The sequence below is a fragment of the Blastocatellia bacterium genome, assembly GCA_035573895.1.
Taxonomy (GTDB): Bacteria; Acidobacteriota; Blastocatellia; order HR10; family HR10; genus DATLZR01.
The window spans coordinates 1-22,176 of the sequence record DATLZR010000094.1; the positions used below are offsets into that span (position 1 = coordinate 1).

14 protein-coding genes, 1 pseudogene and 1 riboswitch are annotated in these 22,176 nt (G+C 58.1%); of the genes and pseudogenes, 9 read left to right on the forward strand and 6 right to left on the reverse strand.

All coding sequences use genetic code 11. The annotated features are described in order from the left end of the window. The 3 genes from VNM72_09185 to VNM72_09195 all read left to right on the forward strand — a co-directional run. Positions 1-931 (forward strand): gamma-glutamyltransferase family protein (locus tag VNM72_09185; protein ID HXF05577.1); only part of this gene is annotated, 931 nt, incomplete at its 5' end. A gap of 129 nt (positions 932-1,060) precedes the next feature. Next, a complete protein-coding gene (locus tag VNM72_09190; GenBank protein HXF05578.1) occupies positions 1,061-3,115 on the forward strand; it encodes a penicillin acylase family protein in 2,055 nt (684 codons plus the stop codon). 115 nt (positions 3,116-3,230) lie between these two features. Next, positions 3,231-3,450: riboswitch (cobalamin riboswitch) on the forward strand. Positions 3,451-3,485: 35 nt separating this feature from the next. Beyond that, on the forward strand, positions 3,486-5,840 hold the full coding sequence (locus tag VNM72_09195) for a TonB-dependent receptor (protein HXF05579.1): 2,355 nt from the start codon (positions 3,486-3,488) through the stop codon (positions 5,838-5,840). Positions 5,841-6,062: 222 nt separating this feature from the next. Here VNM72_09195 and VNM72_09200 read toward each other — a convergent pair whose 3' ends face one another. Then, complete coding sequence (locus VNM72_09200; protein ID HXF05580.1) at positions 6,063-6,560, reverse strand: hypothetical protein; 498 nt, start codon at positions 6,558-6,560, stop codon at positions 6,063-6,065. Between the two features lie 131 nt (positions 6,561-6,691). Next, complete coding sequence (locus VNM72_09205) at positions 6,692-8,182, reverse strand: tetratricopeptide repeat protein (GenBank protein HXF05581.1); 1,491 nt, start codon at positions 8,180-8,182, stop codon at positions 6,692-6,694. A gap of 140 nt (positions 8,183-8,322) precedes the next feature. On the opposite strand from VNM72_09205, the pseudogene VNM72_09210 reads away from it, so the two are divergent. The 4 genes and pseudogenes from VNM72_09210 to VNM72_09225 all read left to right on the forward strand — a co-directional run bounded on the left by VNM72_09210 (position 8,323) and on the right by VNM72_09225 (position 12,463). Next, positions 8,323-8,589, forward strand: a pseudogene (locus VNM72_09210) (BMC domain-containing protein). Between the two features lie 184 nt (positions 8,590-8,773). After that, positions 8,774-10,558: an aldehyde dehydrogenase family protein gene (locus tag VNM72_09215; protein HXF05582.1), complete on the forward strand. Its 1,785-nt coding sequence runs from the start codon at positions 8,774-8,776 to the stop codon at positions 10,556-10,558. Positions 10,559-10,724: 166 nt separating this feature from the next. Continuing rightward, entirely contained in the window at positions 10,725-11,630 is a 906-nt protein-coding gene (locus VNM72_09220; GenBank protein ID HXF05583.1) for a threonine/serine dehydratase, read from the forward strand. A gap of 59 nt (positions 11,631-11,689) precedes the next feature. Further along, entirely contained in the window at positions 11,690-12,463 is a 774-nt protein-coding gene (locus VNM72_09225) for an SDR family oxidoreductase (protein ID HXF05584.1), read from the forward strand. 145 nt (positions 12,464-12,608) lie between these two features. Here VNM72_09225 and VNM72_09230 read toward each other — a convergent pair whose 3' ends face one another. Next, positions 12,609-14,225 carry an AarF/ABC1/UbiB kinase family protein gene (locus VNM72_09230; GenBank protein ID HXF05585.1) on the reverse strand — a complete coding sequence of 539 codons (1,617 nt, stop codon included), beginning with the start codon at positions 14,223-14,225 and terminating at the stop codon, positions 12,609-12,611. A gap of 171 nt (positions 14,226-14,396) precedes the next feature. Between VNM72_09230 and VNM72_09235 the strand changes: the two genes are divergently transcribed. Both VNM72_09235 and VNM72_09240 read left to right on the forward strand, forming a co-directional pair. Then, positions 14,397-15,560, forward strand: a complete 1,164-nt coding sequence (locus VNM72_09235; GenBank protein HXF05586.1) for a zinc-binding dehydrogenase — start codon at positions 14,397-14,399, stop codon at positions 15,558-15,560. Between the two features lie 145 nt (positions 15,561-15,705). Continuing rightward, positions 15,706-16,941 carry a glycine C-acetyltransferase gene (locus VNM72_09240; protein HXF05587.1) on the forward strand — a complete coding sequence of 412 codons (1,236 nt, stop codon included), beginning with the start codon at positions 15,706-15,708 and terminating at the stop codon, positions 16,939-16,941. Positions 16,942-17,418: 477 nt separating this feature from the next. On the opposite strand, the gene VNM72_09245 is transcribed toward VNM72_09240, so the two are convergent. From VNM72_09245 to VNM72_09255, 3 genes are all read right to left on the reverse strand, one after another. Further along, positions 17,419-20,097 (reverse strand): DEAD/DEAH box helicase family protein, encoded by a 2,679-nt coding sequence (locus tag VNM72_09245; protein ID HXF05588.1) that lies wholly within the window; start codon positions 20,095-20,097, stop codon positions 17,419-17,421. After that, the gene (locus VNM72_09250; GenBank protein HXF05589.1) at positions 20,087-20,566 is read right to left on the reverse strand and encodes a gamma-glutamylcyclotransferase family protein; all 480 of its coding nucleotides are present in this window, start codon (positions 20,564-20,566) and stop codon (positions 20,087-20,089) included. Before VNM72_09250 ends, VNM72_09245 begins: the two co-directional genes overlap by 11 nt. 79 nt (positions 20,567-20,645) lie before the next feature. After that, positions 20,646-21,968, reverse strand: a complete 1,323-nt coding sequence (locus VNM72_09255) for an AAA family ATPase (protein ID HXF05590.1) — start codon at positions 21,966-21,968, stop codon at positions 20,646-20,648. Positions 21,969-22,176: the final 208 nt, after the last annotated feature.

The following is a 22,176-nucleotide window of genomic DNA, read 5'->3' on the forward strand; positions in this document are numbered from 1 at the left end:
CGAGCGTCAGCCGCTCCGCAGCACGTATCGTGGCTATGAAATTATCACCGTCGCTCCGCCGAGTTCAGGCGGAGTCGCCCTCATCGAGATGCTTAACATGCTGGAAGGCTACAATCTGGCCGAACTGGGGCATAACTCGTCAGCCTATCTCCACCTCCTGGTGGAGGTCATGCGCCGGGCTTTCGCCGATCGCGCTCAGTTTTTGGGTGATCCTGATTTCTCGCGCATTCCTGTAGCGGGACTCACCTCACGTCGCTATGCCGAACAACTGAGAAAAACAATTGACCTCACGCGGGCTACCCCAAGCGCATCCCTCCGTCATGGCGATCCGTTCCCGTACGAATCTGACCATACCACCCATTTCACCGTCGTTGACCGAGCGGGCAATATCGTCACCAATACCTACACGCTCAACGGCAGCTATGGCAGCGGTGTGACGGTCACCGGCGCCGGATTTCTTCTCAACAACGAGATGGATGATTTCACTTCCAAGCCAGGCGTGCCCAACATGTTTGGGCTCATTCAGAGCGAAGCCAACGCCATCGGCCCGCGGAAACGCCCTCTCTCGGCCATGACGCCGACCATAGTGCTCAAGGACGGCAAGCCGTTCTTTGCCCTGGGCAGTCCTGGTGGGCCGACCATCATCAACACGGTTCTTCAGGTCATCCTCAACGTGATTGATTTCAAGATGAATATCCAGCAGGCGGTTGACATGCCCCGCATTCATCACCAGTGGCTGCCGGATGAGATCGTCTACGAACCCTTCGGCCTCTCCCGCGATACGATCGAGGCCCTGCGCGCTCGCGGTCATCGGTTCACCGAGCGACCGAGGCTGCTCGGCGACGTGCAGGCGATCATGATCGAACCGGAGACAGGCGTACGATTGGGGGCGTCCGATGCGCGGATGGACGGTAAGCCCGTAGGGTATTGAGAGTTGCTTCCTTCTTGACTTCAAGGGCGAGATCGCTATAGTTTTCCGCCCATGAAAGGTCCAGGCAAGAGAATAGGTCTCGCCGTCATCGGCCTGCTTTGCGTAGGCAGTGTCGTCTCACCCTTGCCGATGCGGCACGCCGCTGCGGAGGCAGTAATCTATCGGGACGAGTTCGGCATCCCCCATATCTTCGCCGACACACTCGAAGCCGCCGCCTATGCTGTTGGTTACGCTCAGGCCGAGGATCGTCTCGAAGAACTGCTGAAGAATTATCGTCGGGCCACCGGAACGATGGCCGAAGTTTTCGGTCCCGAGTATTTCAGTTCAGATTACACGCAGCGCGTCTGGCGGCACGCCGAGGTGAGCCGTCAACGCTACGAGCAGGTCAGTCCAAAGATGCGGGCGGTCATCGAAGCCTTTATCGAGGGCGTCAAAGCCTTCATGAAGGAGCACCCGGAAAAAGTTCCTCAATGGGCCCAGGAGATTCACCCCTGGAATGTCATCGCTCTCTCGCGCTTCATCATTTTCGGCTGGCCGCTTGGCGAAGCGGCAGGTGACTTGCGCCGGGCGGGAATCCCCGTCCAGCCGCCGACTTATCGGGGATCGAACGAAGTGCTCATTGCTCCGCAGCGCACGGCCATGCGCGCTCCCATCGCCATCATTGATCCTCACCTCAGTTGGTACGGCGAGTTTCGTTTCTATCAAGTCCGCATCTATGCTGGCGATTTCAAAGTCTCCGGCGTGTCCATCCTCGGCGTTCCGATTCCGGCACTCGGCCACAGTCAGTACTGTTCGGTCGCCATGACGACTGGAGGTCCCGATACATCCGATGTCTACGAGGAGGAGATCAACCCGGAAAATCCTCGCCAGTATCGCTACGACGGGAAATGGCGCGATATGACCGTCCGCAAGGAACGCATCGGTGTGAAGAAGGGGGACCAGATTGACTGGGTGGACGTGGAAATCGAGTACACTCACCACGGACCGGTCGTTGCCCGGAAGGATGGAAAGGCTTATGCCATGGCGGTTCCTTACGCCGAGGAGGTGGGCCTCTCGGATCAGGTCTATGAGATGATGACGGCGCGGAATCTGGAGGAGATGAAGAAGGCCCTCGGCCGTCTCCAGCTTATGGCCCAGAACATCATGGTCGGCTGCGTGCAGGGCGATATTTATTACCTGCGCACCGGGCGCGTGCCGATCCGACCGAAAGGCGTTGATCCGAGCCGTCCAATTCCCGGCAATACCTCGGCCACCGAATGGCAGGGGATTCATCCGCTCAGCGATCTCGTGCAGATCACGAATCCCCCGTCGGGCTACATGCATAACTGCAACGTCACGCCCTTCGCCATGATGAAGGATAGTCCGCTCACGCCGGAGAAGTATGCTGCCTATCCTTATATCTACAATGCCAGTCGCACGGCACCGCGCCATCAGCGCGGCGAGATGATGACCGAACTTCTCGACGCTGCCACGAATGTCACCGACGAACAGGCCATAGAGATCGCTTTTAATACGCAAGTGTGGTACGCCGAATTGTGGCAGGCGCGATTGAAAGAGGCGTGGACGCGAACGCCCGATACCGACAAAACCGAGGACATGACGGTCGTCTACTCTCTCATTCAGGGGTGGAACCGGCGCAGCGATCCTGATTCTGAAGGAGCGTTGGCTTATTACGCTTTCAAAAAGGGATTGGGGCCGACGCTGGCGCCGCTGGTTGATCCTCCGGCGTCGGTGACGGATCAGGAATTGGTTCAGGCCGTAGCTCGTGCGGCTGAATGGCTGAAGACGACGTTTGGCTCGCTGCGCGTCCCCTACGGGTGCTATTTCCGGGTCGGACGGCAGGGCGGCAAACGAACCTGGCCCGTCGGGGGAGGCTCGCTCAACAGCGGTCCGAACAACGTCGGAATGGCGACGATTCGCGCTATCGGATTTTCGCCCGTCGGTAATGAGATGGTCGGTCGTAGCGGACAAACGTCAACCCAGATCGTCATCCTCACCAATCCTCCTCGATCATATTCAGTGGTCCCGCTCGGTCACAGCGATGATCCCAACAGCCCTCACTGGGACGATCAGGCGGAGAAACTCTTCAGTCGGGGCCGCGCCGCTCCCACCTATTTCATGCGGCGGGACGAGTTGCTCAAGCACGTCACCGCGCGAAAAGTCCTCCGCTATCAGGCGAAGTAACGACCACCCGCGCGGCTTATGGCTTCGGGCGCGGATGCGAAGCCTGCGACGGATTTGGTGCATATCGCGCGTCTCGCTTTGACAGCTGGAGGGGAGACGCTGTATAGTCCCATCTTGTTTTTTGATCTTTGACAGCTTTCTTTGCGCAGAGGGTGAACGGGAAGTGTGGTGAAAATCCACCGCTGCCCTCGCAACTGTGAGCGGCTACGAAATCCTCACAGCCACTGTCGGGAGATGGTCTCTTCAAGCTCTGAAGAGGCTGGCCCGGTGGGAAGGCCAGGAGAGTAGGCTCGATGCCGCAAGCCAGGAGACCGGCCCGCTGCGTTCCAAATTAACCTCCGTCTTACGGGGGTCGAGACAAGGAGGGATTATGATGAAACGTCTGATCGGTTACTCGCTCAGTCTATCCTGTTTCCTCTTCTCAGTCATTCCACTGCTTCACCCTGCCGTTGCTTTGTCCGCACCCTTTGCCCCGGGCCTCCGGGTGCGCGTCCTCGATCCGGCGGGCGATTCAATTCGAGGCGCGCGCGTTCGGCTCTTCTCGCGCGACGGATTGCAATGGACTGCTGTGACCGACGACAGCGGCATCTGCGAATTTGCCCGCGTCCGCTCCGGGGACTATCTTCTCGACATCGAAGCTCCGGGCTTCCGCCAACAGGTGATGACCCTGAGAGTGACCGGGGCTGAGGATCAAACGGTCGAGGTGACGCTATCGGCGGCCGGTGTGCGCGAGGAGCTGGTTGTCACGCCCAGCGGAACTCCACAATCGGTGGACGAGGCCGCCAAGTCTATCTCGGTTGTCAGCGCGGACGAGATCGAGCGACGAAACGAATACTCGCTCATCGAGTCGTTGCGTCCGGCAGCCGGAGTCCGGACGGTTCAGCTCGGCGGGCCCGGTGGGTTCTCGAAGATTTTTGTCCGGGGACTCCGCGTGGCTGACACGTCGCTTCTCCTGGACGGCCTGCGCGTGCGCGATGCCGCCGATTTCCGCGGTAGCGCCAATCCGCTTCTCGAGGACATTCTCGTCACGAATGTCGAGCGGATTGAAGTATTGCGCGGTTCCGGTAGCTCCCTCTACGGGAGTCATGCTGTCGGTGGCGTCATTAATATCGTCCCGGCGGGAGGAGGAGGTCCCTTCGGATTTGACCTCGGCTTCGAGGGGGGAAGCATGGGATTTTTCCGCGAGCACGCTCAGCTCAGCGGAGGTACGACGAACCTCGACTATAGCGTCGCCGCTACCCGGCTCGATGTGACTCATGGCGTTCACGGTCAGGACGTCTTTCGGACGACGAGCCTCGGCGGACGCATTCATTACACCATCGCTCCGAGTGCACATCTGCGCGGAACCGTTCATTTCAGCGATGGGATGAAACGGCTCAGCGAAAGCCCGTTCCCCATCGGACCGCCCGGCAATGAATTCGGATTTGCGACGGGTAATGGTCCGGTCGCCGGATGGGTCGAAAATCAGCCCGATCCGGATAGCTTCCGCGACGGCCGTATGTTTGTGGGCTCCGTCGTCTTCTCCGGACAGGTTGGTGGTTTCTATGGCTACTCGGCTTCATTCCAATCCGTTGTAACTGATCGGATATTCGACGACGGTCCGGCTCAGAGTGCGAGGGCGAAGGATCTCGGTCTCTTTGAGTTTCCCTCGATCTTTCGCAGCGATGGGCGGATCGAAACGTTCAACGTCACCAACACGATTCGCGCGGGCAGGACTCATCTTGTGAGCCTGGGCATCGAAGTCGAAAGGGAATCATACACGCAGGAATTTCAATCGCCGGGATTCTCCACGCCCGCGACGACTGACCGCCAGCGATCGCTCGCCTTCTTTGCTCAGAATCAGGCGAGGTTTTTCGATGGGCGGTTTCAGGTTGCCACCTCGTTTCGCACGCAGAGTTTCTCACTTCGCAATCCGCAGAGCGTGCCGGAAGTTCAGAATATCCCCATCCCTCGGGCCTATGTCGGCGACGGTTCGATCGCCTATTCCGTCGCCCGAACGGGAACGAAGTTCCGCGCCCATGTGGGGAATAGCTTTCGTGCGCCGAGCCTGAGCGAACGATTCTCCACCTTCCGGGGTCAACGGGTCGGAAATCCCTTCTTGCGGCCCGAACGTGCCCTCTCGCTAGATGGCGGCCTGGATCAAATCCTCTGGGGAGGGAAAGTGCGCGCGTCGGCGACCTACTTTTATACCCGATTGCAGGAAGTGATCGTCTCGACCGCGCTCTTTCGCACGGTGAATGCGCGAGGGGCGCTGGCTCGCGGGTTTGAATTCAGCCTGGAAGCGTCGCCCTCGAGCGGACTCGTTGTCAATGCTGCCTACACCTATGCGAACTCGGCTCAGGTGCTCCCCGGCACGACGTTGCTCGCCGATAATCGGCGACTTCCCTCAGGTGCAAGCCTTCAGTCTTTCAGCATCCCGCGTCACACCTTCAGCCTCGAGGTCAATCGCAGTTTCCGGCGCGGTTTGAACATCACCTTCGATTTCATTTCGGTCAGCCGCCATAACTTCCCGTTGTTTGATCCGCTCTTCTTCTCGCAGGTGATCTTCCCGTTCGACGGTTACTTTAAAGCCGATCTGGGCGCGAGCTTCACGAGGGCCGTCGGCGAGCGGTGGCGTGTGACCCTTTACGGCAAGGTGGATAATCTCTTTGACCGGAGGATTATCGAGGAAGGATTCCGTGCGCCGGGTGCTGTCGGAATCGGCGGCATCAAGTTCCAGTTCTAGGCGCAGGTGATCATCGCCGAGCGCGAGATACCCATCACCGCCGGTGGGCGGCGAAAGGCCCCACGAGGGCTGCCGCCGCCCCCGGCTGTCATCTTCCCTACGCGCGCTTAAGTCGTAGCCGCGTGCACGACCGGGGAGGTAACGACCCTGCGGAGTCAGGGACCCGGCCTATCAAAATCTACGGAAGAGGAAAACCGAACCAGGGAAATTTCATCCCTCCGGTCAGTGTTGCTTGGACGACGGGGACTTGAAAATGCGATCTCCTGCAAACGCATTGAGCGCGTTGTGGCGCAGCCGTGTGGCCGTTCGGATGGCGTCGCTCACGTCTCCGCTCTGACTCAGGGGAATGAGCCGCTCGATCTGTTCGAGCGTGCGAATCTGTTTACGAACTTCGAGATCGAAATCTCGGTAGGCGGATTTACGACGGCTCGGTTTGGGCGAAATCGTCTCGATGAGCGAGTAGGCGTAGGTGACGAGCACCTTGTACTCGTGACTGATCCGGCTGATTTCGCCGTATTCTTCGCGCAGAGCATGCTGGCGAATGAGGTCCAGTCGTTGCGCGGCGAACTTCAGCAGGAGCTTCATGCGCTTGCCGATATTGGACTGGCGACTGAGTTCTGCGCGCTCGCTCGGTGCGAGCAAAGCCTGAACCGTCTGCTCGTCCGGGGCAGTTTGACCTGTGACCTCCGACCCCTGCCGAAGCGAGATCGTGGACTCCATCCGCTCGCGTCCCGGCGCGGCCGGAGAGGAGGCCCCCGCAGGCCGAATCGGGAGGAATAAGTTTGCGACGATGCTCCAGACGAGAAAGCACGCAATCATGAAACGCCCCCCGTGATGTCCTCGCCGAGCGATCATCTCTTTGACTCCTTGCGTCGTCTCTTTGCTTCCTCAATGAGGCGTTTGAGCGCCGGGATGCGCAGACGCGCGTTCTCGATCTCGTTCTTGTGTTTGAGTGGATCCGCCAGAGCGATGAATTTCTCGTAAAGGGTCATGGCCGGCTCGTACTGCCCTAATCGGTCGTTGCAGATGGCGAGGAAATAATAGGCGACGGGTTGCTGCGGCTGTCGCTCAACAATCCAGCCGAAATGATGGGATGCTTGCGCATAGTCTTTCAGCTCGTAGAACGCCGTGCCCAGGCCGGCGTGGGCATGGGCATTCTCAGGGTCGCGGGCGAGCACTGCCCGGAATTGCTCGAGGGCATCGGTAAAACGCCGGCTCTTGAGAAGTGCCGATCCATAGTTAGCGCGAAACACAAGGTTGCTCGGCTCCAGCGCGACCGCGCGCCCGTAGGCGCGAACGGCTTCCTCCGCATCGGTGGAGAGGAGCAGTTCCCCTAACCGGCCCCAGGCGGTCGCATCAGTGGGGAAAAGTTCCGTTGCTCGCCTGGCTTCGGCGAGAGCGTCTGCGATCCGTCCCGATTTCGCCAGCCAGGCTATTAATCGCTCGCGGGCCGGACGATTCTTCGGATCCTCCAGCAGAAGCTTCTGACAGAGGGCGATAGCCTGATCGTCCTTGTTGATGTGCGCGTAAGCATCGGCCAGTTGCAAGGCCCGGTCGGGTGACGGATCAACTTTCTGAAGGATTTCCAGGTCCTCCACGGCGCGGAGATAATCCTTCCGCTGGAGCAGCAACCGGCTGCGTCCCTCTCGAGCCAGGCGATCGTTCGGATCGAGAGCGAGGGCTCGACTGTACTGCTCTATGGCGTCGTCCGTCCGACCGGCCTGTTCGTACGCCGCGCCCAGCAGACTGAAGGCTTCGGCAGGGGGCGCCTCACGGGCGATTACCTGTTGCAGTTCGGTAATGGCGCGATCCAGAGCGCGACGCGATAGAAAGAGCGACGCCAGATTCAACCGCACCCGGGGCCAGCCGGGATCTCGCGCGAGCGCCTTCGTCAACTCCTCTTCCGCTCGGGCCGGATCATTCTGCCGGATGAAAAGTTCCGCTTGGAGATTATGCACCCGCGCGAAGAAGGATCGGACAGAAGGGTCGGCTGCGGCGGGATCGGGCAAAAAGTCTTTTTCCAATTCGATCAGGCGTGCGAGGTCGCGAGCGGCTTGTTCCATCTGTCCGAGGGAAAGCTCTGCCAGGGCCCGCTGGTAGAGGGCCTCGGGGAAGTCGGGGATCAGCTCCAGAGCCCGGCTGTAGTGAGCAATGGCTTCCGTCAGATGGCCTTGGGCGTGAACCTTCTGACCCTCTTCAAATTCCCTTACCGCCTGCTGGCGCACATCGGCTTCGGCGACAGGACGCGGGGGCGACGACGGTCGAGAGGGTTTTTGCGGGCTCCCCCCGGAGCCCACCACGAGCGCGAGCAGGAGAAAGGATGTCCGCACACCCTTGCTCATCCCGATGACTATCCTCACTGTTTGTCGCCGGAGATGGTAGCACATTTTGCCACCTGATGCATCTTCCGTTCAAAGCCGGTTCTGTGATAGCATAACGGCACCGTCAGCGAATACGAATGTCGAGGAGGGATCAGAGGACAATGGGATTTGAAGCACTCGGAATGGTCGAAACGAAGGGGTTCGTCGGCGCTGTGGAGGCAGCCGATGCCATGGTGAAGGCGGCCAATGTGAGACTGATCGGTCGCGAGTATATCGGTTCGGGTTACGTGACAATCTTCGTGCGCGGGGACGTCGGGGCAGTCAAAGCGGCCACTGATGCCGGAGCCGCTGCCGCCCGGCGTGTCGGCGAACTGATCAGCGTTCACGTCATTCCCCGACCCCATCCTGAAGTCGAACGCATCCTGCCCAACGGCGGAGGCGTCATCGAGGGAGAGGCGCGTGAGATTCCCGTCCTGACCGGCGAAGGGGGACAGGCTCTCGCCGAGCGCAGCGCCAACGTTCTCGAATCGGAAACCGATACGGCCCGGCGTCGCAGACCAAACCGGAGTTGAACAGGTCGAGTCACGCTTTTCGGGCTGATAGCCGTATCCTATGCTCAGCGATCAGGATTTGGTCTCCATTCAACAAGCCCGCGAACTGGTCCAGCGGGCAGCCGACGCTCAGCGAGCCCTGGCCGAGTTCACACAATCCCGGGTTGATCGTGTCTTTGCCGCAGTGACCGAGGCCGCTCTGGCTCAGTCCGAACGACTGGCCGAGATGGCCCATCAGGAGACCGGCTATGGCAATGTGGCCGATAAGACGATCAAGAATCGTTTCGCGGCGCTCTGCGTCTACGAGGCGTTTCGTGATTTGAAGACCTGCGGCATCATCCGTGAGACGGAGAGCCTCATCGAAATGGCCGATCCGCGCGGTGTTGTTGCCGCCATCATTCCTTCGACCAATCCCACCTCAACCACCATCTACAAAATTCTCATTGCCCTCAAAGCCCGCAACAGTATCGTACTGAGTCCGCACCCGGCTGCCGTGCGCTGCATCAGCGAAACTGCCCGGATCTTGCGGGAGGCGGCAGTTGCCGAAGGTGTGCCGCCGGATGCGATTGGATGCCTCACGGTTCCCACTCTGGAGGGAACGCAGGAACTCATGAAGCATCGGCTCACCGCCGTCATCCTGGCCACCGGTGGATTGGGACTTGTGCGTGCTGCCTATTCCAGCGGCAAACCCGCCTTCGGCGTGGGGCCGGGTAACGTTCCCGCCTACATCGAGCGGTCGGCCGATGTTTCCAAAGCGGTCAACGATATTGTCACCGGGAAGTGTTTCGACAATGGAACGATCTGCTCTTCAGAACAGGCGATCATCGCCGATGCTGCCGTGGATGGTGCCGTGCGGGAAGAGCTGACGAAGCTTGGGGCATACTGGTTGAGCCCGGACGAGATTCGCGCTCTGGAGCCGCTGGTCATCTTACCGACCCACACGGTGAATCCTGCCGTCGTCGGTCGGCCTGCCACCCGCATCGCGGAGATGGCCGGGCTCTCCGTCCCGCCCTCGACACGGGTGCTGGTGGCTCCGCTCAAGGGCGTGGGCAAAGAATATCCGCTGTCGCTCGAGAAGCTGTCCCCCATTCTCGCCTATTACACGGTACCCGATTGGCGCGCCGCTGCCGAACTGTGCCAGGCGATTCTTCGCGCTGGGGGAACCGGCCACACGCTGGCCATTCACTCGCGAGATCGGCAGATCATCCGCGAGTTTGCCCTGCGTCAGCCGGCAGCCCGAATCGTCGTCAATACGCCGGCTCCCCACGGATCCGTGGGCTTGACGACCGATTTGCCTCCCAGCATGACGCTTGGCTGTGGATCGTGGGGCGGCAATATCACTTCGGATAACATCTCGCCGCTTCACCTTCTCGATATCAAGCGCATCGCCTTCGAAACCAAGCCATATGCCGCCGAGCGATTGGCTCAGGCGCGACCTCAGCCCGCGCGCGCTGCCATGGCGCCTCCGCCGGAACGTCTTCGGATTGATCGGGCCACTCTCGAAGCCCTGGTCGAACAGGTTTTGCTCTCGAAACTCGCTGGTCATTCGACCGTCCCGAAGAGTGTCCCTTCCGCTGTAGCCGAACCCGCGTCCTCGCCATCGTCTTCAGTGGGAGCAAACGTCCCGTCGGGAGGCTGCCCGGCGTGCGCTCCCGCCGGCTCGTCGAGCACTGAAACTCACCTCTCACCTTCGACGGCTCGGCCTGCGGTTGTGGATTTCGTCTGCGAAGAGGATGTGAAAAAGGCTCTTGCCGAGCGGCGAAAAATTTATATCAACAGTCGGACCATTATCACGCCGGCAGCCCGCGACCTGGGCGAGGCGCACGATGTTTTCGCCCGTGAGTGATCATACGGATGCCGGGATTGTGCCGCACACAGCCGCCGTCTTCCCTTCGCTCTTTCCAGAGGTTGGTGCGCCCTAGCATACTTTGTGCCGGTAGAGTAGCGTGGTGAACGAGGCCACCGTCACTGGAGCCGACATTTTCCAGGCACGACAACGCCTTCGCCCGTATGTGTGGGAGACGCCGTTGGTTCGCTCGTACGCCCTCTCGGAGGCGAGTCGCGCCGATGTCTATCTCAAGCTGGAAAATGTTCAATTCACCGGTTCTTTCAAACTGCGTGGCGCGATCAACGCCCTGAGCTTGCTGGCACGCTCCTCGCCGGGCCGTAACGTGCTCACCGTGTCGGCGGGAAATCACGGACGCGCGGTTGCTCTGGCGGCGGAGATTTTCGATCTTGCGGCGACGATCATCGTCCCTCGGTCCGCTCCCCGGACGAAAATCGAGGCCATCGCCCGCCATCGTGTGCGTTTGATCCTTCGCGGTGAGAATTACGATGAAGCCGAGCGTCATGCCCGTGAGCTGGCAGCGACGTCCGACGCTGTTTTCATCTCCCCCTACAACGACCGGGAGGTCATCTGCGGTCAGGGAACGGTCGCCCTGGAGATGCTGGAGGCTGTCCCCTCGCTTGACATCATCCTCGTGCCGGTGGGAGGCGGGGGCTTGCTGGCCGGAGTGGCCCTGGCCGCTAAATCTCTCAATCCGAAGATTGCCGTCTACGGCGTGCAGTCGGAGAATTCACCAGCCATGTATGAATCGCTCCGGGCGGGCCGCATCGTCCAGATCGTGGAAAAGGAGTCGCTCGCTGATGGGCTGGCGGGAAACATCGAACCCGGTTCCATGACGTTTCCTCTCGTCGAGCGGTATGCCGACGGAGTCATCCTCGTCAGCGAGCACGCCATTGCCGATGCTATTCGTTTTCTCCTCGAGCACGAACATCTGGTTGTCGAAGGAGCCGGGGCTGTTGCCGTAGCGGCTTTGCTGAGTCGGGCATTTGAACGTCCGGGGGCGCGGATCGGAGTCATTTTGAGTGGAAGCAATATTGATCTGGAACAACTTCTCCGGGTGGCAGCGGGGTGATCTCTTGCTTCCGTGCGTGAAAGTAGACTAGGCTATCGCCCCATTGAGGAGGAACGGCCATGCATACGCGAGACCTGTTCGATTTGACCGAGCGTGTTGCCATCGTCACCGGTGGAGCTGCCGGAATCGGTCGGCAGATGACCGACGCGCTGGCCGATATGGGAGCGCGCCTCGTGCTAGCCGCCCGCAAACTCGACCGGTGCCAGCAGGTGGCCGAAGAATTGAGTCAGCGCGGAGTGACCGCTCTGGCTCTGCGATGCGATGTCACCAGCCCCGACGACGTCCAGAATCTGGTCGCCGAGACACTGCGAACCTTCGGGCGCATAGACATCCTCGTCAATAATGCGGGTGTCACCTGGGGGGCTCCGGCGGAGGAAATGTCGCTCGCCGACTGGGACAAGGTCATCCGCACCAATGTGACGGGAACGTTCCTGTGCTCGCAGGCAGTTGGTCAGGTGATGATCAGACAGCGGCGCGGCAAGATCATCAACATCGCATCAGTCGCGGGACTCTTCGGATCGCCGCCGGAGATCGTGGATGCCGTGGGCTATAGCGCGAGTAAAGGGGCGATCATCAGCTTCACCCGCGATCTCGCCTGCAAATGGGCCCGCCACAACGTCCACGTCAACGCGATTGCGCCGGGATGGTTCCCCTCGCGCATGAGCCGCTGGATTCTGGAACACCGCGGAGAGCGCATCCTGCCGCATATTCCCCTCGGTCGGTTTGGCGGCGAAGACGATCTCAAAGGGGCTATCGTCTTTCTCGCCTCGGATGCCTCGAACTACGTCACAGGCCAGGTTCTCGTCGTGGATGGCGGAATCTCGATCTGGTGACGTTGTTGGGCCTGCGCTCTGGACCCAACCAGCCTGGCCCGGGCGCGAGAAGGAAGCGGGGAACCCGCCAGCAGTCGTCCCTCAAGAGGGCAACGCTGAGAATCAACCCCGGACGAGAAGTTTAATTTGCGCGGGCGAGTCGGCCTCACTCGCGGAGGCGCTCGAGATAAACTTTCACGGCCAGCTTGGCCAGATACCAGACCTTGCCCAAGGAGAGCTTGCCATCCTGGCCGCGAAACAATCGGCCGAGAAGCTGATCTCTCAGATGGCGCGTCTCGCGCTTGAAGAGGTATTCGCGGGCAAACGGTCGTGCGATCTCGATGAAGTTGAAGTCGGGATCAATCGCAATGCCGATCCCCTCGAGTTCCATCAGCGCCCGTATCATCCGGGTGAAACGCACGGGAATCTTGAAGGGATATTCGTAGACGACTTCGGCGACCTCGTAGGTCAACTCTTTGAAGTTCACCTCGCTCAACTTCAAACCCAGGTATTCGCGGAAAAGGTCTTCCACGACCGGACGGATCGTTCGGGGATCAACCTGGGGATCGAGAAATTCCAGGTGGATGAGATCGTCAACCAGGCCGGCGACATCCCGGTTGAGGATATGGAAGAAGGCGTCAATCATCAGCCCTTGAAGCCGTGCATCAATCGTTCCCGTCATGCCGAAGTCGAAGAAGGCGAGCCGCCCGTCGGGCATCACGCGAAGATTTCCCGGGTGTGGATCGGCGTGGAAGAATCCGTCCTCGAGCATTTGCTTGAGATAGGTTCGGGCCAGGAGCCGGTTGATCTTGTAAGGAGTGATCCCCTGGCGAAGGAGCGCCTCGACATCGGTCACCTTCCATCCGTGAATGAACTCCATCGTGAGAACGCGCTCGGTCGTATATTGCCAGTAAATCTTCGGCACATAGACCTCTTTCCACCGGCGAAAGTTTTCGCGGAAGCGATCGGCATTGCGCCCCTCCTGGATGTAATTCATCTCCTCAAAAATGGTCAGGCCGAATTCATCGAGGACGCCAGTCCAATCCACGCCGCGAAAGAGCCGGGGATAGCGTTTGAGGAATCGGGCAATGCGTTTGAGGATGATGAGGTCGAAGCTGATCGCTTTCTTCAGGTGAGGCCGCTGGACTTTGACGGCGACTTCCTCACCCGATGGGAGCCAGGCGTGATAGACCTGACCGAGACTGGCCGAGGCAATCGGTGTCCATTCTATCCGCGCGAAGATTTGATCGGGTGGTGCGCCCAGTTCCTCGGTCAGGATGCGGGCAGCGACAGCGTTGGGGAAGGGAGGAACTTCGTCCTGGAGTTTCGCCAGCTCGATCAGATAAGGGACCGGGAGCAAATCGCCTCGCGTGGCCAGGGCCTGACCGATTTTGATGAACGTCGGGCCGAGCTTGACCAACCGCTCGCGGAGCCAGATGGCCTGTCGGCGCAAACGCTCTTCTTTCTGGAGCGCTTCCTGAGCGAGAATTTTTCTCACGACGCGCTGGAGCAACCGCTTGATCCGCCCCCGCACTTTCTCTCGGTCCATCGCCGCCAGTGCGTCCAGGTAGATGTAGGCGGCAAAAAGAATTAGGACGCCGATGATTTGTGCGGCCCGCAGCCATCCCTTCACCCCGACCTTGATGGTGGAGTCGCCCGATGAAAGCTGAGCGGATTCTTCAGATCCCTCCGCCTTCAACCTCTGAGGAGAACGATGTCCATCAGCCCCCCAGAGCCGTTTCACACGATGTGCGATGGCAGCGCCACTCAGTGTTTTCTCCATTGTCTGCCCTCTCAAGTATATCCTTCGAGGTCGAAGAGGTAAATCGCGATAACCTTCGCATTTGCCGGTTATCTCGTTGTCCTGACATTTGAGCGCGTAGCTTTTCCCCGGAAGCAGGGATATAATTCAGGCCGGGTGGTGCACATCATAACACGATACGAGGATGTCTTTATGCGCTGCTTGCGAAAGGAAGCCCTGGATCGTGATGGATTGATCCTTCGCGACGTCGCCGAACCTGAATTGCGTCACGGAGAGGTGAAGATCAAAGTCCTGGCGGCTTCCGTGTGCGGGACCGACAAAAGCATTTATACCAGTACCCGTCATCGAGCCATCGTCGAGGAAATGATCCGCTATACTGGGCGGGTGGACCATTACACTCCCATTATCGTCGGACACGAATTCTGCGGCATTGTCGAAGACGTCAGTGATGATCCTGCCGAGCTGCACACACCGGGGCTCACACGGGAACTTGTCGTGGAAAAGGGCGATTATGTGACGGCCGAGATGCACATCCCCTGCGGTCACTGCCTGCTGTGTCGGACGGGAAGTGAGCACATTTGTCTCAATGTGAGGGTGAAGGGCGTACATCTCGATGGCTGTTTCGCCGAATACGTGGTTGTTCCCCGACGTAACGTCATTCTTCTGGGCAAGCAGGGGGACCTGTCGCAGGTCCCTCCTCGGATCGCGGCCTTTCTCGATGCCTTTGGTAATGCGGTGCACACTGTGGAAACGGCCCACGTCAGCGGGAAGACTGTTGCCATTCTCGGCCTGGGGCCGCTGGGCCTCATGGCGACGGCACTGGCGAGAATCTATGGAGCGGCGCGGATCTTTGTCACCGAGGTCGTTGATACGGAGCACCGCTTCGCCCTGGCCCGCGAGTTCGGCGCTGATGGATGTTTCGATACCGCCCGCTCCTCCGAAGAGCTGTACCAAATGATCCGCGACTCGGAAAAAGCAGCCGGCGGAGTGGATGTGGTCCTGGAGATGTCGGGCGCTCCCTCGGCCTATCGCGATGCGTTCGAGATTGTGCGCAACGGGGGAACAGTCGTTCTGCTCGGAATTCCTCGTGAGTCGGTTGACTTTGACTTCGCCAATTATGTCGTCTGGAAGGGAGTCACCATCAAAGGCGTCTTTGGCCGGCGGATGTTCCAGACCTGGGAGACCATGCTCAAGCTCTTGCGCAACGATATCGGTGGACTCAAGGAGAAGCTCGGTCGGCTCGTCTGGCCCCGGAGTTTCACCCTCGACGAATATGAAGCCGCGTTTGAGACGCTGCTCTCAGGTCAGGCGGAGAAGCTCATCTTCACGCCCAATCCCCGGGATTTTTCCGGCTGACGGCGACGAAGGAGAATTGTTCCTGCGGCTTGTCACAACGCCCGAGATGTTGAAAAAGAAGCCACCAGTGACACCAATTCTCACGAAGAGAAAAATCGGAGAGATTTTGCGAAATCAGTGGCTTTTCTGAGAGGAGGTGGGAGAGATGGTGACGATTGAAGAACTCTATCGCCTCATGGCCCGCGACGTTGAGACGCTGAAGGAGACTAAAACCTACAAATTTGAAGTTCCTCTGGAGAGCGAGCAAGCGGGGGTGGTGCGCGTCAACGGCCGGGAAGTCATCATGCTGGCCTCGAATAATTATCTCGGCCTGGCGAATCACCCAAAGGTCAAAGAGGCGGCCGCACGCGGTTTGCGCGAATACGGGTTCGGGCTCGCCTCGGTCCGATTCATCTGCGGGACTCAGAAGATTCATCGGGAGCTGGAGGAAAAGATCGCCGCTTTCGTCGGCTGTGAGGACGCGATTTTGCACTCGTCCTGCTTCACGGCCAACGAAGCCTTCTTTTCGGGTCTTCTCGCCAACGATTTCGGATTTCGTGACTACCGGGATGTGATCTATAGCGATCAGCTCAATCACGCCAGCATCATTGATGGGGTGCGCCTCTGTCGCATCATCGCTAAATCAACCGAGTCGAAAGTCTATGCTCATCGAAAGACCGATGAGTTGCGCCAGATGCTGGAAGCCGATCAGGCCGAGGGCTACCGGATCAAAATCATCGCCACTGATGGAGTGTTCTCGATGGAAGGGGACCTGGCTCCACTGCCGGAGCTGGTGGCGTTGGCGCGGCGTTTCCAGGCTCTTCTGATGGTGGACGACTCTCACGCCACTGGCGTGCTGGGGGCGCGAGGGCGGGGGACTCATGAGGAACTCGGCGTATTCGGCCAGATTGATGTGATCACCGGAACCTTCGGCAAGGCGCTCGGCGGAGCCTGTGGAGGATTCATCGCGGGAAAGCGAGAGCTGATTGATTTGCTTCGACAGAGGTCTCGACCCTATACGTTCTCCAATACGATGCCGCCAAGCGTCGTCTGCGGATCAATCGCGGCCCTCGACCTGCTCATGTCGGATACGTCGCTCATTGACCAGCTCCGGGAAAACACCGCCTATTTCCGGCGCGAGATCGCGAACCTCGGATACACGATCCTCGAAGGCCATCATCCGATCGTTCCCATCATGCTCGGAGAGGCCGCGCTCGCCATGGACATGAGCGTGGCGTTGCTCGACGAAGGCGTCTACATCAAGGGACTGTGGTACCCGGTCGTTCCCAGAGGCGAAGCGCGATTGCGAGCACAGATTTCGGCGGCTCACACGCGCGAGCATCTCGATCGGGCGCTGGAAGCCTTTGAGCGGGTGGGGCGCCGATTCGGCATCACACACTAGGGGTCGGGCGCCAATTCGGCATTGCGCACTGGAGGTCATCTCAGTAGGCGTCCCTGGCACCGACCGGCAAGGGAGGCTATAAGATCGCAGCCTCCCCTTCAGGGCAGGCTTTCGGACACCAGATGCCTTTTGAAAAACCCTTTTGAATTACGGATAATGGGTCGGGGGCTCGAAGCTTGGAAATCCGAAATGTGCCCATTCCGCAATTTGTAGGAGGCGATCTTCGTGAATCACCACTGGGATGAACCACCAAGGGCCATTGTCCTGCGCTTCGTCTCGTGAGACGATCTACAAGAATAAACGTCTTCTGCCCGACCAGCGTGCTGGTTTGAATAGGTGGCTCTGGTAAGCTGGTGGCGTGACTCGAAAACCCTCACGGGCGTTCCCAAGCTTCTGCACTTCGTCGTGCAGCTTCCCGCACCCCACTTGGCACCTTGCACACGACAAATGCCCATCGCCCAAACTCCCCATGATGGTTCACGGCCCGCACCCACCGCCGCGCCGCCGCCTCCTTCTGCCGATCCTGCTCGGTCTCAACCCTTTTACTTCCAAAATGACCTTGACTTCGCTGCCGTCCGGCAGCCGCCAGCGAATGAGATAATCCGGGCGATACTCATGTCTCGCGCCGAGCCATTCATAAGGAATAGTGAAATCGAGGTGGTCATTGCGCGCGTAGGCGATGACCTCCGGGATTCGCTCCAACTGATACGCTACGCTATGCTCCCATTTTGGCGCATCCAGCACGACGTGGCTGATGTGGCTTTTCGAGGTCCCCACCGTCGGGCGCACCGTGCGGAAAAGGGCTTCCGATGTGGAACCGATGGGGCGAAACCGCTCGATCACTGGCAGCAAAGGTGGCTCGCCAGCTTCCGTGTCGGGCTCGATCGCCTCAGTCAGTCGCTCGATGATGCGTTGCTTGTATTTGAGCAGAGCGATTTCTTCCAGCGGCACATCTGGATCCGCGAGGATAACACGCTCCTCCAAATACTGCCAGACGATGTTCAACACCTGCGGGAAAAGAATGTGCCGTGCGATCCAGTGGTCGCGTTTGTCCTTGAGGCGATGGGTGAGTTCAGCGGCAATTTCGTAGACCGTTGCTTGCAGGCGCTTTTCGCGGTGAAACGGATTGCGGTCATGCGAGACCTCCGGGCCCGGACCGAGGCGATCAGGGCGACCAATGCGAAAGCCCGCAGCGGGCTTCACAACCACTTCCGTCGGCTCGTGTGCCGGGTCAATCTTCAGGTAAGGCACATCCTTGAGGTTCACTCGAATCTTCTGACGCACGTCAAACACGTAGCCTTCCACGCGTGGGAAGGTGATTTCCAGATGCTTGCGTTCAGGTAAGGCTCGCACTAATGTGGAAACCTTTTGCACTTCCGTGCGCCCAAGTGGTTTCTTCTTGACAGGAATGACTTCAAATGGGACGCCGTAAATGTCCACATATTCGGGCTCGGTGAAATCATCGTAGTTCATCCTTCTTAAGCCTCGTCCCACAACCTGCTCACACAAAAGCTGCGAAGTGAAGGCTCGCAATCCCAGAATCTGCGTCACATTTTGTGCGTCCCAGCCTTCATTCAACATTCCGACCGAAACTACACATCGGATATCCTTGCCCGGTGGGTCACCTTGTCCTTCCCATTCAGTTTTGCCGATGGTATCCACAGTTTTTCGCAGCCGTTCAGCGGTCTCTTGCTTCGTCTCTCCGTCCACCGCACTTTCTGCTTCCGCAAGAAGTTTGGAGTCAATGCGGAAGGTGTATTCCCTATCATCCTCATTCTTCAATTCGGGCAGCACATTCCCGTGCGCAATGTGCTGGTGCACGAGCTTGGCAAGGTCAGTGTTATCACAGACGACGATGAGTACAGGAGGCACGGGCGATTTTGCCCTTTGAAACTCTGCGAAGGTCTTCTTCCACTCTGATGCCAGTGTGACCAATGCGCCTTCGGCTTCACGCAGCACGGATTCTGGCTTGGCACGGCGACGGGCAGTCTGCCGCTCGGAGGCGGGGAGTTGCCGATTAATGTGCTCCCACAACCGAAAGTATTTGGGAATGAGCGCGCCAGTATTATCATCCACTGGCACACGCGGGATTTTCACAATGCCCGATTCAATCGCATCTACCAGGCCAAAATCAGAAACGATCCATGGAAACGGCGCGCCCTCTTCGTAGCCGCTACCTTTGATGTAGAATGGTGTGGCAGAAAAATCGGCGCAGAAGTTAATGCCGCGCACGGCGTTGATTTTGTCCAGACCGCTGACCCAGACAGTCGCCTCCTCCCGTTCCGCGATCTCCTCCGCCGAGAGCCGGCTTCGGAGTTCTTCAGGCAAGGGCGCCGGGCGATAGGCGTGATGGGCCTCATCGTTGATGACCAGGATGTTCTGCTTGGCGCCTAACTCCCTCAGCACGCGTCGGCAAAACGCCGCGTCGCTTTCCACCCCGCGTTGCACAACGCTTTTTGAGCGGCTATCGTCCTTGGGTTGAAAGAGGTGCCAGTTCGTGATTTGAAACCTGCCCTGCTGCAGACGTTCCATCAACCCGCGCGGTATGAGGTCAAATTTCTCGTAATAGTTTCCCGGCTTCCAGGGCAAAAGCACTTGCAGCCGTTCCCGGATGGTCAAGTTCGGGCAGACCAGGAGAACGGCATCGGAGAAGCGGCGGTCTTGAGGGCGGGCGAGCTTATTGAGCACCTGCCAGGCAATGACCATGCCCATTACGACCGTTTTGCCGCTGCCGGTGGCCATTTTGGCTGCATAGCGGGTGAGAGCATTGTCCTTTGGGATGGCGATGCCCTGTTTTTCGGCCGGGGATGCTTCGATCAGCCAGATGAACGTTTCCGCAGCTTCACGCTGGCAGAAGAAGAGCTTGCGCTCCCGGTCGGGATTGTTCCAGTGATGGAGCAGCTGCCGCGTGATAGGCGTTACGCCCGGGTACCCTTGCGCGCGCCAGGCTCTGACCCGCTCGCGGATGGTATTGACCACCTCCAAGGGAACGAATTCTTCCTCAAGGATCGCCATCTGCGGCCCGCGCGTGCGCGCCTTCAGGTAATAACCCGCCGGCCGCCGGCCCTCCCGCAGGACGGGCTGCCTCTGTTCATATGCCCAGTAACGGGTGGGTTCTTCAAAGGGGGAGTTGATAATGGGATTATCAACCAGCACCGGGCGTGTCTCCCTTTAAACATTCTATTTCGCTGAGTTGCCGGATGTAATCCTGCGGAAGATTGTGCTCTTTGGCGCCCTTAATTAAACACTCGAGGTAATCGCAGCGTGGCCTAAGGCCCTCTTTAACCTTGCTGTCCGCAGCGATGTATGACATAGCCTTTATCACGTCATGTTCTGTTTCTACTTGCAATCTAACACACTTATAATGTTCTGGTACGCCTTCGTAGCGGTTCAATTTCCGAAGCTCCTGCTTGCTGAGTAAGTAGAGAACCCCGTATACGATGCCTCGCTCACTCGGTCGAATATTGGCGTACCCGCTTTCATCATTGGCAACCTTGTTGAAAACCAGTTCGTAGCCGCGTATCATACCAACTGCCCATTGCATACTGCTCCGACCAATTCGAGCCTCAAGGCGCTTGGAGTCCATGTTCGATCCATAAGCGAAATACCAAACGAGGAATTTCATGAGATTACCCTCTGGCTAAGGTCCATCAGCTTCACTACTTCCTTGCCCCATTAATTACTTGAATGCGCATACCCAAGTCTCATGGTGAACTTATCCTCTTCTCCCGGTCCTCGATTTCTTTCAATTGTTCTTTTGATACTGATGGCCCTGACAGCTTTTTTTCGATTCCTTCTAAAATATCTTGCAGCGTAATAGGCAACAAATGATCCTCTTTTATTTCTTCATCCGGATCCCTTCCTAAGCTTGGATTCCTTTGTATTTGTCGCATAAACACCTCATGAGCCACTCGATCAATCAGAAGTCGAATATCCGCTCCTGTCCACCCATCCAACTTGTCGGCTAATTCCTCAAGGGTCTTATGGTCTCGAAGTTCACGACTAATTGGTCTATTTGCCAAAGCTGAGCGTAGCAATTCCATACGTGCTTCTCGGTCAGGTAAAGGAACCTTTAAACACTGATCAAAACGCCCAGGGCGCAAGAAGGCTTCATCAATGTTTCCAGGCTTATTTGTAGCACCGATAATGAGGACCGGCGCATTTTGCTCAAAAACTTTGGTAAAAAGACGCAGAAAGGCGGGTATAATTCGTTGCATGACCGTAGACGTTTGCACGATTTCTCTAGCAGCAAGCAAGGCATCCGCTTCATCAATGAAGATGACAACGCGAGGTTTCTGAAGGGCTTCCTGAAATATCCGTTCCAGGTGCTGCTCGGGTTCACCGGGAAAACCTCGCACAATGGAAGGACTAATTTCGATGAACTCCGCATCTATTTCCTTGGCAGTTGCTTTGGCAATAAGGGTCTTACCCGTACCTGGAGGTCCATACAGAAGTAAACCTCCACCCACTCGCAATCCGTATTTTTCCGCAACCCTGGGGTTAAGGAACGGTTCGATCATCCGTTCTCGTATAAACCTCTTCACATCCTCTAGTCCTGCGACGGATTGAAAACCCTCTTTCGGTCTATAACTAACCAGCGCCTCCTGAGAAGGGAGCTCCTTGATGGGAAAATGCGCAAGAAGTTTACGAGTTATATCAGGGCCATAGGATGCAAAAGCTGGAATTTGCCACCCAGCCCTTGTTCGGGTCATTGTGAGACCGGTTGGTTTGAAGATCTTCGTTCTGGCGTCGCTAACGGCTTTGATCTCGCCTGCAGGTTTTACTCGTATTTGGTAAGGAAATGCCCCACCCCATGCCTCGGGTTCCAAGTTCCAACCAGGGTCTGACACGGCAACGAAAATGCCGAACAGCACGTCTGCCTGACAGTTGTAAAGGAAGCAGATATCTCCTTCCCTTACTCCTTTCCGATAATAATCAATTTTATCACCAAAAAGATTACGTTCGAGGCACTCATCTTGAGTTTTATTGGAACAGATCCAGATCGAACAATTTATTTCGTTGCTCATGTTCTCCTCCTTTTGATGTCTTATCATTTTTCCTTTCGTCAGCCAGAAGGGGAGGGAGGTGGTGCCGAGCACCCTCCGCCCATTGAGGCAGTCCGAATAGCTTCAGTACCGTTTGTTCTGTCGGACCAAGAAAGGGCATGTTGTTACGGTCGTGCCCTGAGAGACGGACCGATTTCAAAGCCTGTCTATTGTCTCTAACGGCATCACC